This is a genomic window from Psychrobacter sp. M4, from assembly GCF_055699795.1.
In genome coordinates, this window is the sequence record NZ_CM146740.1 from 2,564,314 (window position 1) to 2,580,869 (window position 16,556).

General features: G+C 44.4%; 12 protein-coding genes and 1 pseudogene. 8 read left to right on the plus strand and 5 right to left on the minus strand.

The genetic code is table 11. The features are described from left to right. Window positions 1-139: 139 nt before the first annotated feature. Window positions 140-1,834: an aminotransferase class I/II-fold pyridoxal phosphate-dependent enzyme gene (locus ACR63N_RS10625; protein WP_367103934.1), complete on the plus strand. Its 1,695-nt coding sequence runs from the start codon at window positions 140-142 to the stop codon at window positions 1,832-1,834. 160 nt (window positions 1,835-1,994) lie between these two features. Here ACR63N_RS10625 and ACR63N_RS10630 read toward each other — a convergent pair whose 3' ends face one another. Together ACR63N_RS10630 and ACR63N_RS10635 are read right to left on the minus strand one after the other, a co-directional pair. After that, window positions 1,995-3,602, minus strand: a complete 1,608-nt coding sequence (locus ACR63N_RS10630) for an inorganic phosphate transporter (protein ID WP_472782005.1) — start codon at window positions 3,600-3,602, stop codon at window positions 1,995-1,997. 301 nt (window positions 3,603-3,903) lie between these two features. Beyond that, window positions 3,904-5,646, minus strand: coding sequence for an ATPase (locus ACR63N_RS10635; RefSeq protein WP_472782006.1), 1,743 nt, complete (start codon window positions 5,644-5,646; stop codon window positions 3,904-3,906). Window positions 5,647-5,913: 267 nt separating this feature from the next. On the opposite strand from ACR63N_RS10635, the gene ACR63N_RS10640 reads away from it, so the two are divergent. The 5 genes from ACR63N_RS10640 (at window position 5,914) to ACR63N_RS10660 (ending at window position 11,970) form a co-directional block, all read left to right on the plus strand. Further along, window positions 5,914-6,624, plus strand: a complete 711-nt coding sequence (locus ACR63N_RS10640; RefSeq protein ID WP_367106827.1) for an FFLEELY motif protein — start codon at window positions 5,914-5,916, stop codon at window positions 6,622-6,624. Between the two features lie 297 nt (window positions 6,625-6,921). Then, window positions 6,922-7,800, plus strand: coding sequence for a bifunctional demethylmenaquinone methyltransferase/2-methoxy-6-polyprenyl-1,4-benzoquinol methylase UbiE (ubiE, locus tag ACR63N_RS10645; RefSeq protein WP_472782738.1), 879 nt, complete (start codon window positions 6,922-6,924; stop codon window positions 7,798-7,800). Window positions 7,801-7,908: 108 nt separating this feature from the next. Next, a complete protein-coding gene (locus tag ACR63N_RS10650) occupies window positions 7,909-8,646 on the plus strand; it encodes a ubiquinone biosynthesis accessory factor UbiJ (RefSeq protein ID WP_367110511.1) in 738 nt (245 codons plus the stop codon). 177 nt (window positions 8,647-8,823) lie between these two features. Continuing rightward, window positions 8,824-10,482, plus strand: a complete 1,659-nt coding sequence (locus ACR63N_RS10655) for an ABC1 kinase family protein (RefSeq protein WP_472782007.1) — start codon at window positions 8,824-8,826, stop codon at window positions 10,480-10,482. Window positions 10,483-10,551: 69 nt separating this feature from the next. After that, window positions 10,552-11,970, plus strand: coding sequence for an FAD-binding oxidoreductase (locus tag ACR63N_RS10660; protein WP_367103927.1), 1,419 nt, complete (start codon window positions 10,552-10,554; stop codon window positions 11,968-11,970). An 85-nt stretch (window positions 11,971-12,055) separates the two neighbouring features. On the opposite strand, the gene ruvB is transcribed toward ACR63N_RS10660, so the two are convergent. The 3 genes from ruvB to fba form a co-directional block, all read right to left on the minus strand. Then, window positions 12,056-13,039, minus strand: a complete 984-nt coding sequence (ruvB, locus tag ACR63N_RS10665; protein WP_367103926.1) for a Holliday junction branch migration DNA helicase RuvB — start codon at window positions 13,037-13,039, stop codon at window positions 12,056-12,058. Window positions 13,040-13,206: 167 nt separating this feature from the next. Beyond that, window positions 13,207-13,827 carry a Holliday junction branch migration protein RuvA gene (gene ruvA / locus ACR63N_RS10670; RefSeq protein WP_367103925.1) on the minus strand — a complete coding sequence of 207 codons (621 nt, stop codon included), beginning with the start codon at window positions 13,825-13,827 and terminating at the stop codon, window positions 13,207-13,209. A gap of 38 nt (window positions 13,828-13,865) precedes the next feature. After that, complete coding sequence (gene fba / locus ACR63N_RS10675) at window positions 13,866-14,903, minus strand: class II fructose-bisphosphate aldolase (protein WP_367103924.1); 1,038 nt, start codon at window positions 14,901-14,903, stop codon at window positions 13,866-13,868. 300 nt (window positions 14,904-15,203) lie between these two features. On the opposite strand from fba, the gene ACR63N_RS10680 reads away from it, so the two are divergent. Continuing rightward, window positions 15,204-15,719, plus strand: coding sequence for a transposase (locus ACR63N_RS10680; protein ID WP_367105913.1), 516 nt, complete (start codon window positions 15,204-15,206; stop codon window positions 15,717-15,719). Continuing rightward, a pseudogene (locus ACR63N_RS10685) lies at window positions 15,704-16,546 on the plus strand (IS3 family transposase); the annotation flags it as partial. The gene ACR63N_RS10680 and the pseudogene ACR63N_RS10685, both read left to right, overlap by 16 nt. Between the last annotated feature and the right edge of the window lie 10 nt (window positions 16,547-16,556).

Here is a 16,556-nt window from a genome sequence, read left to right on the forward strand (position 1 = left end):
AAAGTATCATAGAAATTTAGAATAAAATTAGCTTGCACCATAGATATAAATGCAATAAAATCTTGCATTAAACGTTAGATTAAGTTTGCAATAATAGTAATTTTTATTCGTGAAAAATAAAATAGAGGCGTAAATAATTATGAATGACGATAGAGCCAAGTTGGCACAAGCGCAGCGCCTAGTACAGCTACGCCGCGATAAAGGCCTGACTGCTGAGCAATTGGCACAAGCTATGACTGAGGCTGGCGCCAAGGTTAGCCGCGGCGCTATCTCCAATTGGGAGCGCGGTACTAATGGTATTGTCTCCTCAAAATTGCCTACGCTTGCACGCATATTAGGCTGCTCGGAAGGGTATCTATTACGTGGTGATATGCCAGCTGACAATAGTCCAACTGCCAGCAACCAAAATACTAAAAATCAAGTTGACGGCCAAAATAATAATTACGCTACAGATGCTTCAACAACTATAAATACAGATTCTCAAATAAATTTGCAAGCTAACTATACCGCTACAAATCATAATATGGACTTAAAAAATAACACAACTAGGGATGATAAACCTATGAGCGCACTTAAAAAATCTACCAAATTACAAAACGTCTGTTATGACATTCGTGGCCCCCTACTAAAAACAGCGACCAAAATGGAGGCCGAAGGTCAGCGTATCTTAAAGCTAAACATAGGCAATCCTGCCCCTTTTGGTCTTGATGCTCCCTACGAGATCCTGCGTGATGTAGCGGCGAACTTGCCTGAGGCAACAGGTTATTCGGACTCGCAAGGGATTTTTTCAGCGCGTAAAGCAGTGCTCCAGTACTATCAGTCCAAAGGGTTGTTATCGGCAGTAGATGTACGTGACGTCTATTTGGGTAACGGCGTCTCTGAGCTGATCGTTATGACCATGCAAGCGCTCATCAACGACGGTGATGAGGTACTCATTCCTATGCCCGATTACCCGCTGTGGACCGCGGCGACCAACCTAGCTGGTGGCAACGCTGTTCATTATCGATGTAATGAGGACGATAATTGGCATCCTGATATTGAAGATATCAAAGCAAAAATTACTAGCAAAACCAAGGGCATCGTCGTCATCAACCCCAACAACCCTACCGGTGCTTTATACTCTGATGAGATTCTAAAGCAAATTGTAGAGGTTGCTATAGAGCACGATTTAGTCATTATGGCTGATGAGATTTATGATCGTGTGCTTTATGATGATATGACGCATACTCCTATGTGCACCCTGACAGATGAGGCGCTGGTTTTATCTTATAATGGTCTATCAAAATCGCACCGAATCGCAGGTTTTCGCGCCGGCTGGCTTATGGTCTCTGGTAAAAAACAGCATGCCAGTGACTTTATTGAAGGGCTTGACATGCTCGCCTCTATGCGTCTGTGCTCAAACGTACAGGGTCAGTATGCGATTCAGACCGCTATGGGCGGCTACCAAAGTATGAAGGATCTAACCTCGGAAAAAGGTCGTCTGTACAGACAACGCGAAATGGCGGTCTCGCGCCTTAATGCCATCGAAGGTATCTCGTGCACTATGCCGCAAGGCGCTTTTTACTGCTTTCCAAAGATGGATCCTACCGTTTATCCTATTGAAAACGACATGGAATTTATGATGGAGCTTTTGATCGATGAAAAAGTGCTAATGGTACAAGGCACAGGCTTTAACTGGGATGCGCCCGATCATTTCCGTGTGGTATTTTTGCCTAATCTATATGAATTAGAGGATGCTATGGATCGCTTAGATCGCTTTTTTGCCAAAAAACGTCAACAGTTTGGTACTGATAAAGTAGCCGATAAAACCAAAAATAGCACTGCAGAAGCCTAATCGTCTTACTAGATAAAAACAGCACTATATAAACAATATCTATTGTCACTAATATTTTCACTGAAAAACGCTTATCAGCATCGTGCTGATAAGCGTTTTTTATACTTTTCTTATAATACAAGCTAACAACATAAAACGTTATTCGCTGTTAATTAGGCTTTTAAAATATCTGACCTAATATAACGTAGCTAAGTGCTGATAATAAAGCGGCCGCGGGTAAGGTGATGACCCAAGCAAGACCAATAGGCTTCATCAATGCCCAGTTGGTATCTTTATTGACCATGCCGATACCTAGTACGGCGCCTACTAAAGTGTGCGTGCTTGATACTGGTAGGCCCATAGTTGAGGCTCCCATCACTACAGCGGCGGCGGCAAGCTCAGCTGAAAACCCTGAAGCAGGATGCATCTTTGCCAAATTGGTACCGACTGTTTGAATTACCTCTTTACCAATAAACCAAAGGCCAACGATAAGTGCCACGCCAAAGGTGATCATGACCGTTGGAGGAACCGCTGCTTGCGAGGCAATATTGTCGGTACGAATAACATCCATAATAGCGGCAAAAGGGCCAACCGCATTGGCAATATCATTGGAGCCGTGACTAAAGGCAAAAGCGGAGGCGGTAAAGACCTGCATCCAGCTGAACATAACAAAAGTGGTTTTAGCTAGATTCTCTTTATGTTTACCACGAATGCTTTTGGTATACATAAAGGTTGCAAGCCATACCAGCGCCCCAACCATACCCATGATTAAAAAACCATGGATGGTGGTAAAGTTGCCATTAACGTTTTTAAGACCTTTAAAGACGACTAAGGAGGCCATAACTACGCCGCCCATAGCCGCAATAATAGGTGCCCACTGCTTCAACGCCTTTAGGGTGTCAAGGCCACTACGCTCACGCTCAATTTTATAAAGACTTTTATAATAATCCGTTTCTAGATCCTCAAGCGTACAATCTTCATCTTTATAGATATCTTGATCATGAAGCATCGCTGAGGTGTAAGTGACCTGCTCCATCTCTGATAGACTGTCAAAATATACCTTATGATCTTCTTTTACCGCTTTTCTATTCGCCTTAAGATCATTGATATACGCTTCTGTTTTATCATTATAATCAATAATTTTCTTTTTGATCTGACTGTATAGCAAGTAAGCGAGTACGCCGCCTAAGAGCGGTGATAGCACCCAAGAGATAGCAATCTGCCCTATCGTTGCCCAATTGACTGTCGATAGTGCCGTCTCGCTACCACCCAAATCAAAACCTAAAATAATGGAGCTGCCGACCACACCACCGATGATGGCGTGAGTCGTTGATACTGGCAGACCTCTGCGAGTAGCAAACAATAACCAAAAAGCTGCTGCTATCAAGGCTGAAAGCATCACAAAAATGAACTGATTGGGCGCAACGGGTAAACCATCCAAGTCGACGATACCTTTACGAATAGTGTCGGTGACACTGCCACCCGCTAGCACCGCTCCTGATACTTCAAATATTGCCGCGATTCCAAGGGCTTGTGGAATCGTTAATGTGCCTGATCCCACTGAGGTACCAAAGGAGTTGGCGACATCGTTACCACCGATATTGAATGCCATAAAGACACCAAAAGCGGTCGCTACTAAAAATAAAGTCGTTTGCTGATACATGGTGTAGTCAAGACCCCACCATACAAAGTAACTGGTCATCGCAATCAGTAAAAGAGCAAAAAAGAGGTTCACTCTCTTATTACCAACTGATTCAGTTACTCCTGTAGAACTGCTATTAGTACCCATAAATTGATACGCCTTGCGTGAATTCATTAAAAGTAAAATCTTCGACATAGCATTAAGCCGCAAGTGACAATTCTAAATCATCTGATTAGGCTAAATCATCTGATTAGAAGCTCTTGCGGCTTAAGTTACTTCTTGAATTATTCTCGCCTATTATGAATATCTGCGATAAATTGTCAAAGATAATTATATCAATTATTCTGATCTAAAATCTCTTTATTCAACAATTACTGTTGAATGAATATAATATTAAAGGACATATATAGTTGATTCATTTTAGAAGTGGTACAGTACCATATGACAGTTACCAGTGTGTTTTTAATTGCTTGATAGCATAATCTAGTACTTCTAAACGCGCGGTACGCTTATCATTAGTAGCAATTATTTTCCAAGGCGCTACCTCTGTATCAGTACGCGCTAGCATATCAGCAGCGGCCTGTACATACTCCGACCATTTGTCACGGTTGCGCCAGTCATCATCGGTTAATTTAAATTGTTTATGCGGCGTGTCCTCGCGATCTTCGAAGCGTTTTAACTGCTCTTTTTTATCGATAGCCAACCAGCACTTGATCACTATAGTGCCAGCAGCAACCAGCTCAGCCTCAAAACGATTGATCTCCTCATAAGCTCGCTGCCATTCATGATCAGTTGCAAACCCTTCGATGCGCTCAACCAATACGCGCCCATACCAAGTACGATCGAAAATAGCGACACGGCTCATACGGTCCGTTTGCTCATTGGGCAACCGTGTCCAAAACCGCCACAGATAAGGATGCTGGAGCTCGTATAACATAGGCGCCCCGATATTATAAATTTGGTACTCACGCGGATCGAGAGGTGCCACCAGCCGTTTAATAGCGCCACCTTTACCTGCAGCGTCCATACCTTCAAAGGCAAAAACCACATGACGGCCTCTGCGGGCACGTAGCAACTGAGCAAGATTGGCCTGTTTTTTAGCCAGCTGTTCTTTATAGTCTGACTTATCCATATCAGGATCGTCAATATCTAAAAGCGGTTTAGGTATTTTTACTGGTGCAAAGTTATACTGGTTGTCATCAAGCTGCGAATCAACTTTTAGAGATTTATTACCTAAATCATCTAGGTCCTTATCGATACTACTATGCTCATCAATACTACTGCCCTTCTCCTTATCCCTATCCAATATCTGACTACTTACAAGCGCCACTTGCATAGCTTGCAGCACTTCATGACAAAAACTAGTGGCAGCCTCGGATTTATCACTACCATCGATAATAACCCAATCTTCTTGCTGGCGTAATAGCTCAGCGGCAACTTCATTAAACTTTGCTACGGTATCAACATCGTCCCAGTTGATTTGATACAAAAACTGCGGATCAGCCTCTTCATCTTTTAAGCGTGCCTGCAAGGTGGCGATATCAACGTGAAACCAGCATTTAAGTAGCTTGGTTTGGTTGGCTGCTAGATCTTGTTCAAATATTTGCAGTTTACGCAGTTGCTGCTGTAAATAATCTTGCCAATCTGTAACCGGTAACGTGGCCGCTTTATTAGTGCTACTGGATTTAACGGCTTCACTTTGATCTTGATCAGCTGTAATACGCATGACATTATATAAAAGGTCAGCATACCAGTTACCAAAGTAGACCATCACATCACCGTGGCGCGGCAGCGCTTGTACGTGTGCTTGCCAGATAGGCTGATAAGCTAGTGGCGGATAGCCAATAGTTGCCTCGACTTTTAACAATCGCGGATCCACCCATTGACGCAATTGCTTGACTGCTGTCCCTTTGCCAGCTTGTTCCATGCCATTTACTAGCACTAATAGACCTGTAGGCTTATTGAACGCTGTCGGCTCTTGCTGACGTGTCGCCCTCAAAGCATACTGTGCAGTCACTAATGCCAACCTAAGCGCGTCCTTATCTAATGAGAACTGACTAAGTGGATTAGGCGTCAAGCGCTGATCTACTATTTGATCATTAACCTGATTAATAGTCGCTTGTGGGGACTGACTGTCTTTTTTTGCCTTATTGTTTTTAGCTTGAGGCTGATTTTGTTTGGGTTTAGACATATTTTAAGTCCATTTTATAGTTATAAAGGTAGCTACTGCTAGTAGTAATACCTATCTAATGATAATAACACTCACTTTAACGATAAATAACTTCGCTGTGTAACAGTTTGACATTTGTATTCTGTCTTGTTTTATTTTAAGGTAACTGACTATGATGACAGTATGCTTGACAGCTACCGATAAGCCTTAGTTTTAGTTATCCATTTTATAACTTTCAAATAACAATTATTTTTCCCATTAACATTTATATCTATAGGATTGCCTATTATGTCTGCTTTATCTGACTTACAACAGCATCTAACCCACTATTGGGCGCTACCTTATCATGAAGATGAAAAGCTTAATGACACTCTCAATGAAGTTCAAGCTTGGCAACGCGCGCGTATTCAAAAAACTCATGCAGCATTGTTTGAGCAGCCCAAAAACAAGCCCATGGCTGACTACTTCGTCACCCAGCTATACGGCGGTGGTGAATTTAAGCTATTAGCTAAACAGTTAGAACGCATCTTGCCGAAAGCTAAAAAGCTTGAGCGTCTTGCCAGCGAAAATGTCTTACAAACCGGCAGTATGGCTATTCAAGCTGCTATTTTGGCCATTGAGTTGGATATGCATTTAGCGCAGTGGTTGATAGAGCATGATTTAGATGTCAATGAAGAGAACATGCTCACCGCTTACAATGCCGTTGATGAAGCAGATGCACGCCGTACACAAATCAATAATCTAAAAGATGTTTGCTATCGTACCGATAAATATCTGAACTCTTTTGTGCTGCGTAAAGCTTTTTCCTTTTCTAAAGGTACCGCTTATAAGCATAACTATCAGCCATTATATGACTTTATTGAAGCCGGTTTTAGTGCTATGAAACCTCTCAAAAGTGTTAGCGGCTTTATTGAACCTTTCTGCGAGCGCGAACTAAAGATCATTGATCAAGTCCATGATGCCAATATTGCCGATAAACGAGCTGTGTTTGGTGTATGATAGCTCGCAAAACAACAGCATCATTAAAGAGTAAATCTTAAGCCTCTAAGTATCATATATGATTATAAGAGCTTACAATCGGACAACGCTATGACTGACAACCCAAAAAACCATCTGAATAACGATATTCAAGACAAGCTGGTTAAAGATAGTATCGCGCGCAACCAGGATATTAGTACTCAGGCTCAAGCCCGCCCAAGCCCAACGCTTGAAACCGCGTCTCAAGACAGTCGCAGTAGCGATTTTACTCAAGTTCAGGACTTACCGGTAGGCAAAGCGCAAGGTCAACAAACCACTATGCCAACCAATCAGGCCAACGCCCATCACACCAGCTCGAGTGATGAGCAAAATAGTCAACAAACACGGACTGCGGCGCAAACTGCTTTTAATCAGCGCGATGATATTAATAATCCGCATACTTTAGATACCGATGGTAGCGAAGAGACGCATTTTGGTTATAAAACCGTGAAAAAAGCTGAGAAACAAGCTCGCGTCGCCGATGTGTTTACTTCGGTCGCCAAAAAATACGACATCATGAACGATTTGATGTCTTTTGGTATTCATCGCCTTTGGAAGCGTTATGCCATTAGCTTGTCAGGGGTACGTGCCGGTCAACAGGTACTTGATATTGCTGGTGGTACTGGCGATCTTGCCAAAGTCTTTAGCCGTGAGGTGGGACGCAGTGGCCACGTAGTGTTATCAGATATCAATGCAGCTATGCTAGAAGTTGGTCGTGAACGCCTGATCAATGCTGGCTGTAATAATGTAGACTTTGTGCTAGCAAACGCTGAGACCTTAGCCCCATTTGATGATGAGAGTTTTGATCTGTTGACGATCAGCTTCGGCCTTCGTAATGTCACTGATAAAGACGCAGCGCTACGCTCCATGTACCGGGTACTAAAGCCAGGTGGTCGTCTCCTTATTTTAGAATTCTCCAAGCCTGTCTTTGAGCCGTTATCTAAAGCTTATGATCTGTATTCTTTTACCGCGCTGCCGATGATGGGCAAACTGGTTGCTAACGATTCAGAGAGTTATCAGTACCTAGCTGAGTCCATCCGTATGCATCCCAATCAGCAAACCTTAAAGCAGATGATGGAAGAAGCCGGTTTTGAGAACTGCGATTATCATAATCTAACCGCTGGTATTGTAGCGGTACATCGCGGTTTTAAAGCTTAACAGGTTTTGTGTGGTAGCTTTAATCTTGGATGGTTAAACCGGTGAAAGTTGTCACATAAAACAGTGTAGCTAGATGATTATAACCCCCTTTAAACAGGTGACAGTATTATGCTAACGGTATTACTTTTGGCAGGTGCCGAGAAGCTTATCAATATGGCTATCGCCAGTGATGAGATTACGCAAGCTGGACTTGCACCGCTTGCAGGTAAAGTGCTACGTCTTAATATGGCAATGCCTGAGATACATTTAGATATTTTATTTAATCATGAGCGTTTGCGTTTTGAGCCTGTGACTACTGAGAGTGTATTTGAGCCGCGCAGCCATTCTGAGCGTAAATTTGCAGCTAGCTCTGATTATAATGGCAACGCTGATAGCGAGCGTGTACAGGCAAATATAGATATGGCGCGTATCGGTCACAGTAGTCCTGACTGCACGATCTCTGTCGATAACCCAGCGCAGCTGCTTAATCTGATGCGCGGCGCTGAAGGTAATTTGCCTATCGCAGGCGATTATAAAGTGCTTATGCAGCTCAAACAGTTGGTCGCAGGTTTTGATCCTGATATTGCCGGACAGCTTGAACCTATTATAGGTAAGCCTATGTCCAGCCAATTACAATTACTGATCTCTCAACTTAAGGGTAGCCTGCGCCATAGTGCCAAACGTGCTTTTGATGATGTCAGTGACTGGGCCAATGAAGTAGCAGGCAATAGTGAGCCCGACGCTGATGACAAAGCTGAAACCGATAATTTAAAGCAGCAATTGCTCAAGCTACGTGCAGATGTTGAACGTGAAGAGGCAAGGCTTGCTGCAATTAAAGCAGAACAAGCACGCTATGATCGCGATTAGTAAGACCCTAAGATTCGTTTTGTATCCATCTAAAGTCGCTTCTCCCCTATTTATTCAAAGTAATTTTTTAAATAGCAACATTTTAAACAGTGACGTTTTAGACGATAAGTTTTTCAACCGTTGTTTTTATAATTGTTACTTTAGAATAATTATCGCTTATTAGAGTTATTATTGTCCATGCTACTATCTCACCGTGCCCGTTTACTTGAGCTTTGGCGTATCGCAGCAAGCTACCGTATTGATACCCACTTCTCTATCGAAGACGCGCCGCAGTTGCAGCCGCTGCTACGTCTGATTCGCCTGCATCCTGCCGCATGGGGTAAGACCCATCAGCCCAATGCTATCAAGTACGCGCTCGAAGACATGGGCACCCTGTTCTTAAAGCTCGGTCAGCTCCTATCTACGCGCCGCGACTTAGTACCACCTAACATCATTGAACAGTTGGTACAATTGCAAGATCAGGTCAAACCGTTCGATCCTGATGTTGCCATCGCACAAATACAAGATCCCAAACATGGCCTTGGTCAACCTATTGCTACTTTATTTGCGCGCTTTGATGTCAAGCCCTTAGCCGCCGCCTCTATCGCACAAGTCCATACTGCAGCACTGCGTGATGGCCGCGAAGTGGTGATAAAGGTCGTACGTCCCGATATTCGCAGCACTATCATTGCTGACTTTGAGCTGCTGCGTGAGCTTGCTCAGTGGGTATCTGCTCGTATTGAAGCGGCGCGCGCAGTGCACATTATTGATATTGTCGAGGACTATCGACAAGTCATGCTCAACGAGCTAGATTTGTTGTTAGAAGCTGACAATACTACCAAAATGCGCAACAATTTTTTAGACTCAGCTTTGATGTACGTGCCGGAAGTCTATGATGCCGCCAAAAACGTGATGGTTATGGAGCGTATTCAAGGCGTGCCCATCTCGCAGGTACATATCTTTGATGAGCTAGGTTATGACCGTGCGATACTAGCAGAAAAAGGCTTAACGATATTTTTTACCCAAGTGTTTCGTGATAACTTTTTTCACGCCGATATGCACCCAGGTAATGTGTTTGTAGAAACGCCGCCAGTAAAGACTTCAGCTAGCAATACACTTCCTACAGGTCTAGGTTATGAGCCGCGCTATATTGGCCTTGACTGCGCGATCATGGGTACGCTGTCAAAGGACGACCAGCTGATCGTAGCGCGCATGCTGCTATCGGTGATGAACAATAACTTTGCCGCTTTAGTAGATATTGTCAGTCGCGCCGGCTGGATACCGCCAAATACTGACAAGCATGCTTTAATGCGCGATATGAGCCGAACCGTCGGCCCTATGCTGCAAAAGTCTATCAACGATATTGATTTTGCAGGGGTGCTGATGCAGATATTAGACATCGCCCGTCGCCATCATATGAGTATTCCGCCGCAGTTGATGCTACTGCTCAAAACCTTAGTTCATGTTGAAGGTCTTGGCCGCGATTTATATCCAGATTTAGACATTTGGTCGTTAGCTAAGCCTATTTTGAGTAGCTGGATTAAAGAGCAGCTCGATCCTGTGCGTAATTTGCAGCAACTGCGTACCCAGCTACCGGAGATTTTGTTATCCAGCACCAACATTCCTAAACTGCTTGATCAAGGCCTGCAAAGCCTTGCCTCCCAAGGCTCAAGGCAAGACAGTCAGCTGCGCGAGATTCAGCAAATTCGCGCTGATATGCTCAACGACCGGCGTCGTGACTGGTTAGCACTAGCCGGATTTGGTGTTTCTATTGCCATTGCTACCCAAGTGGGCTGGTTTGCGCCAATTTTTTATATTCTTGCTGTACTGGCAGTTATTTGGCGCATTTTAGCTTAATGTGTTAGGTTTAATTACGCTAAAATGAAAGTTATTAAACCTATTTAAAAGCTATAAAGGGAACTACTTATGTTAATTTCCGAAGTTAGTCCTACTCCTACGCAAACAAATTACAGTGCTGCTATTGATGCGTTGCAGGCTCAATTTGGCGAGCAGCTGAGCATCAATCAAACGGTACGTGAGCAGCATGGGCACACCATGACTTGGCTTGCCAATCAGCCGCCCGACGCGGTATTGACGGTTAACGATAAAAATGACGTAGCTACTGCCATCTCGATTTGTAGTGAGTATCAAATGCCAGTAATTGCTTTTGGTATTGGCTCATCACTGGAGGGCCAGTTAAACGCGCCATTCGGCGGGCTTTGTATCGATATGCATGCGATGGATGCTATTTTGCAAGTTAACAATGAAGACCTCACGGTAACTGTACAACCAGGAGTTACCCGTGAGCAGCTCAATCATTATTTGCGTGATACCGGACTGTTTTTTCCGATAGATCCAGGTGCCAATGCCAGTATCGGCGGTATGGTTGCCACTCGCGCTTCAGGAACCAACGCGGTACGTTATGGCACTATGAAGGATGTAGTGCTGGCGCTTGAAGTCGTTACTGCCAGTGGCGATATTGTACGCACCGGTACGCGCGCTAAAAAGTCAGCAGCTGGTTATGATTTAACCCGTTTGATAATAGGCTCTGAGGGTACACTCGGCATCGTTACTGAAGTGACGCTAAAACTATTTGGACTGAGTGAGAGTATAGGTAGCGGCATCTGCCATTTTCCAACGATTGAAGACGCTTGCCAAGCGGTGATGATGACCATTCAAATGTGTCTGCCCATTGCTCGTATTGAGCTGCTTGACGCGCTACAAGTCAAAGCTTGCAACCAATACGACAATCTCGATCTACAAGAAACGCCAACGCTATTTGTAGAGTTTCATGGCACCGAGGCCAGCGTACGTGAACAAGCACAAACCTTTAGCGATATTATCGAAGAGTTTGGCGGCACTGACTTTGTTTGGGATACCAACGAGGCTGAGCGTAAACGCCTTTGGCAAGCGCGGCATAACGCTTATTATGCCAGCTCGGCACTAAGACCTGAGGCCAGTGCATTATCTACTGATGCTTGCGTCCCTATCTCACGTCTTGCCGAATGCGTCAGTGCCACTGCTAAAGATATAGAAGAAGCAGGAATGATCGGTCCTATCGTCGGTCATGTCGGCGATGGCAATTTTCACGTATTATTGTTGGTAGATACCAATGATCCAGCAGAGGTGGCCGCAGCGGATGGTATAGTTGGCCGTTTGGCTATACGCGCAATTGAAATGGATGGCACTTGTACCGGTGAGCACGGTATCGGTCAAGGCAAGCAAAAATACATGGATCAAGAACATGGTAATGCAGTGATGCTTATGCAAGCTATCAAATCTGCTTTGGATCCGAAGAATATTTTAAACCCCGGCAAGATATGGCCGCAGCCACTAGTAGTATAGTTAACACAATTCGAGACCGGTACAGTGCGACTGCTATTAGCAATAAAAATCGCCTAGTTATAACTAAGCGATTTTTATTGTTAAATTATTGTATCTGATCGATAGCCATTTGCGTTAGTACCCGTCCACGCGCGGTACGCAGCACGTAACCTTGTTGAATTAAATACGGCTCGATCACATCTTCAAGCGTACCACGATCCTCCGCCATCGCCGCTGCTATAGCTTCAACGCCTGCAGGACCACCATCGAAGCGTTCATGCAAAATCTCAATATAGCGCCGATCTAAATGATCCAAACCGCGCCGATCGACAGCCAGCATATCAAGCGCACTAGCGGCGATAACGCCATTAATCCCACCATCGCCCTTTACCTGTGCATAATCACGCACACGGCGCAGCAAACGATTGGCAATCCTTGGGGTACCGCGAGCACGGCGAGCAATCTCAACCGCGCCATCCTCAGTCATCGGTACCTGCATCAAACGCGCTGCACGGCTGACGATAGTGGTCAGATCTTTAATATTATAAAACTCCAAACGCTGGACAATACCAAAGCGATCACGTAGCGGTGAGGTCAAAAGACCTGCCCGCGTGGTCGCAGCAACCAAAGTAAAGGGCGGCAAATCAAGCTTGATAGAGCGCGCAGCTGGCCCCTCACCGATCATAATATCAAGCTGAAAATCCTCCATTGCCGGATACAGTATCTCTTCGATCACTGGACTTAACCGATGAATCTCATCAATAAAGAGTACATCTCCTGCCTCCAAGTTGGTCAGCATTGCCGCTAAGTCGCCTGCGCGCTCAAGCACAGGTCCTGAGGTTGAACGCAGATTGCCGCCCATCTCACGCGCGATAATATTGGCAAGCGTCGTTTTACCTAAGCCTGGTGGCCCAAAAATCAGCGTATGATCTAGCGCCTCATTACGTCCACGAGCGGCACTGATAAAGACCTCCATCTGCTCACGTACCACTGGCTGACCAATGTACTCAGCCAGTAGTGCGGGACGAATGTTGGCGTCAGGCGCGTCACCAGCACCTGCTAATGGATTGATTAAGCGGTCTTGCGTCATAGTTTTTGTCATTGTATAAAAGGAGCGAAGAGATTGAATAAGAATAGAAATAGCATAACCAACCTTAATAGATAAGTCATGCAAAAACGTTTTAAATAATGCTTGTTATAAAAATAAGCGACAACTGGTGTCGCTCATGCCGTTAGAACATTGCTCTTAACTAAAGCTTAAAAGCCTGATAACTGTTGTAGCGTCGCTTTTAGTAAACCTTGGGTGTCTGCAAAAGTATCACCATTACTTTTCGCCGCCTTAATCGCTTGCTGTGCTTCTTTTTCTTTATAACCCAAGCTTATAAGTGCGCCTTCCACTTCAGCAATAATACTACCTTCAGCTGAGATGGCAATAGGCTGCATGCTCAGCTCAAGGGCGCTACTATCAACTTCTATATTTTTGAGCTTATCTTTTAGCTCAATCAATAAGCGCTGAGCGGTCTTTTTACCAATCCCTGGTATTCGAGTCAACGCCGCCTCAGAATCTTGCTCAACATGCATTTTAAGCTCAGCCCCAGACATAGCTGATAACATAGCTAGCGCCATTTTAGCTCCTACTCCGTTGATTTTGATCAGTTGCCGGAACACATCACGCTCCTTGCGATCTATAAAGCCAAAGAGCAGCTGCGCATCTTCGCGTACATGAAAGTGTGTCCAAATACTCGCTTGTTGACCCACCTGTAGCTGACAAAATGACGGTAGCGGCAGTTCAATATCGTAGCCTACGCCAGATGTTGTCATAATGCAGGCTGTTGGTGCCATTAAATACTGCACTTGCCCGGTAATTAGTCCTATCATGATCCGTCACCTATAATACGGGAGGTAAGTAGTTATACTTACTGATAAAAAGCAGTCATCTTTTCAAGACTCATCGGACGGATCTTGCTAGCTTGTCCTGCTGATCCAAACGCTTCAAAGCGATTACTACAAATATCTGACATCGCTATCATCGAGGCTTTAAAATATTTACGCGGATCAAACTCGCTAGGATGGTTTGCTAAATACTGACGGATCGCACCCGTTGAAGCCAGACGCAAATCTGTATCAATATTGACCTTACGTACGCCGTGCTTGATCGCGATAACGATTTGCTCCACAGGTACGCCGTAAGTCTCACCGATATCACCACCATACTCGTTGATCACTTGGAGCCACTCTTGCGGCACAGAAGATGAACCGTGCATCACCAGATGCGTATTGGGAATACGTGCATGGATCTCTTTGACTCTCTCAATAGACAAGATGTCTCCTGTCGGTGGACGGGTAAACTTATAAGCGCCATGACTAGTACCAATAGCTATTGCTAAAGCATCAACATTGGTATCTTTTACAAACTGCTCAGCCTCATCAGCGCTGGTTAATAGCTGCTCATGACCAAGTACCCCTTCAGCTCCAGAGCCGTCCTCCTCGCCTGCCATTCCCGTCTCAAGGCTACCCAAACAGCCAATCTCACCCTCGACAGATACTCCGCAAGCATGAGCCATCTTCACCACTTCGCGCGTGACGCGTGCATTGTAATCATAGTCCATAGGTGTCTTACCATCTTCTCCCAAAGAGCCATCCATCATCACCGATGAAAACCCTAGCTGGATCGAGCGTTGACAGATGGCAGGGGACATACCATGATCTTGATGCACAACTACTGGAATATGCGGCCACTCTTCAATAGCTGCGCTAATGAGATGACGCAAAAAACTAGATCCTGCATAGCTGCGCGCGCCAGCGCTAGCTTGTACGATCACAGGTGCATTGCAAGCATCGGCTGACATCATTATCGCACGCATTTGCTCAAGGTTATTAACATTAAAGGCAGGAACACCGTAGCTATGCTCAGCGGCGTGATCTAAAAGTTGACGCAAAGATATTAAAGCCATAAAACTCTCTGTTTCGATTTTAAAATAAGTTTTGTAATGATGTTTGAGGATTACAAAATCGATAGGAAAGAGTTTAAAGATTAAACCGTTACCTATTCATCGTATTTTGCTAGTCATCATTACGCGCTGATTATAGCAAGATTCGCTACTGCTTCGTAGCCGTTGTACGACTATTTGTGACTGTCTACAAACTTATCTACATCTTTAATCTTCAGCGTCATATCCGTTATCTAAACGCAAAAAAGCCTCTAAATATGAACTGCCCCCCATAAGTTGGACACAATTTATGGGGGTTATTTTATGCGTTACGATCTAGACTTTAAGATCAAAGTCATAGCATACTACAAGCAAGGACATAGCGGACATGCTACCAGTGAGAAGTTTTCTGTAAATCCGCGGTTTGTCAGCAAATGGGTCGAGCAATATCAACATGGTGGCATAGACGCTATCAAGCCTAAGGTCGATAGGACTAAATACAGTAGCGACTTTAAGTATAAAGTGCTCGCTGTGATGTTATCAGAAGGACTAAGTCAGTCTGAAACTGCCCTTAGGTTTACTATCAGCTCACCTGCGCTTATTAGCCACTGGCACAACGCTTATCGACACTACGGTATGTCTGGACTCACCTCTAAATATAAAGGTAGTAATCCTATGACCTCTCCTATCACAGACAAACCTGATGAGGACAAGACCCTAGCAGAGCTCAAACGTGAGAACGAGTATCTACGAGCGGAGAATGCGTATTTAAAAAAGCTCGATGCCTTGCTCAGAGCGGAGGAACAAGCAGACAAAAAGCAAGGCTCATCGAAGGACTAAGACAACAGCACGTGTTATCTGACTTACTCACCATAGCAAAGCTTGCAAGGAGTAGTTTCTACTATCATAGAGCGAGTCTTTGGGATAAAGACAAATACGCTCCCTTGAAACAGCGCATCCGTGATATCTACCACCAGCATAAAGGTCGATATGGTTATCGTCGAATCACTCAGACACTTAAGAATGAAGGACTAAAGGTCAACCATAAGCGGGTTGCAAGGCTTATGGGACAGCTTAAGCTGACTGCCAGAATCAGACGACAAAGGTATCGATCCTACAAAGGACAGTGCGGCGTTATAGCTAAGAACAGGGTCAAGCGTAAGTTCAGAGCAGGTGCGCCTAATCGCAGATGGTTTACTGACATTACTGAATTTAAGGTTGGTAGTGATAAGTTGTATCTATCACCCATACTCGATGGCTACAACAATGAGATCATCAGCTACGAGCTTTCAAGACGACCCGTCTATAACTTAGTCAAACAGATGCTTGAGCGTGCCGTTAAAAACATACCTGCAAAGCGCAAAGAGGAGCTCACCCTGCATTCAGATCAAGGCTGGCACTATCAAATGAAACCGTTTGCAAGTACGCTTAGAGCGAATCATATTAACCAAAGTATGAGCCGTAAGGGTAATTGCTTAGACAATGCATTGATGGAAGGGTTCTTTGGTACGCTCAAATGTGAGACGATTTATATTGAGAAACCGAATACCATTGAGGATTTAGAGCAACAGATTCATGAGTATATCCACTACTATAATCATGAGAGAATTCAACTTAAACTAAAAGGACTGAGTCCTGTAAAGTACAGAACTCAGTCCTTGATGTAAACTTAAACTG

Coding starts and splice junctions, on each gene's coding strand:
- ubiE (WP_472782738.1), top strand. CDS start 6,922: ATGCCAACCAATCAGGCCAACGCCCATCACACCAGCTCGAGTGATGAG.
- ruvB (WP_367103926.1), bottom strand. CDS start 13,039: ATGACGCAAGACCGCTTAATCAATCCATTAGCAGGTGCTGGTGACGCG.
- ACR63N_RS10680 (WP_367105913.1), top strand. CDS start 15,204: ATGCGTTACGATCTAGACTTTAAGATCAAAGTCATAGCATACTACAAG.
- ACR63N_RS10640 (WP_367106827.1), top strand. CDS start 5,914: ATGTCTGCTTTATCTGACTTACAACAGCATCTAACCCACTATTGGGCG.
- ACR63N_RS10630 (WP_472782005.1), bottom strand. CDS start 3,602: ATGGGTACTAATAGCAGTTCTACAGGAGTAACTGAATCAGTTGGTAAT.
- ACR63N_RS10655 (WP_472782007.1), top strand. CDS start 8,824: ATGCTACTATCTCACCGTGCCCGTTTACTTGAGCTTTGGCGTATCGCA.
- ACR63N_RS10660 (WP_367103927.1), top strand. CDS start 10,552: ATGTTAATTTCCGAAGTTAGTCCTACTCCTACGCAAACAAATTACAGT.
- ACR63N_RS10635 (WP_472782006.1), bottom strand. CDS start 5,646: ATGTCTAAACCCAAACAAAATCAGCCTCAAGCTAAAAACAATAAGGCA.
- fba (WP_367103924.1), bottom strand. CDS start 14,903: ATGGCTTTAATATCTTTGCGTCAACTTTTAGATCACGCCGCTGAGCAT.
- ruvA (WP_367103925.1), bottom strand. CDS start 13,827: ATGATAGGACTAATTACCGGGCAAGTGCAGTATTTAATGGCACCAACA.
- ACR63N_RS10650 (WP_367110511.1), top strand. CDS start 7,909: ATGCTAACGGTATTACTTTTGGCAGGTGCCGAGAAGCTTATCAATATG.
- ACR63N_RS10625 (WP_367103934.1), top strand. CDS start 140: ATGAATGACGATAGAGCCAAGTTGGCACAAGCGCAGCGCCTAGTACAG.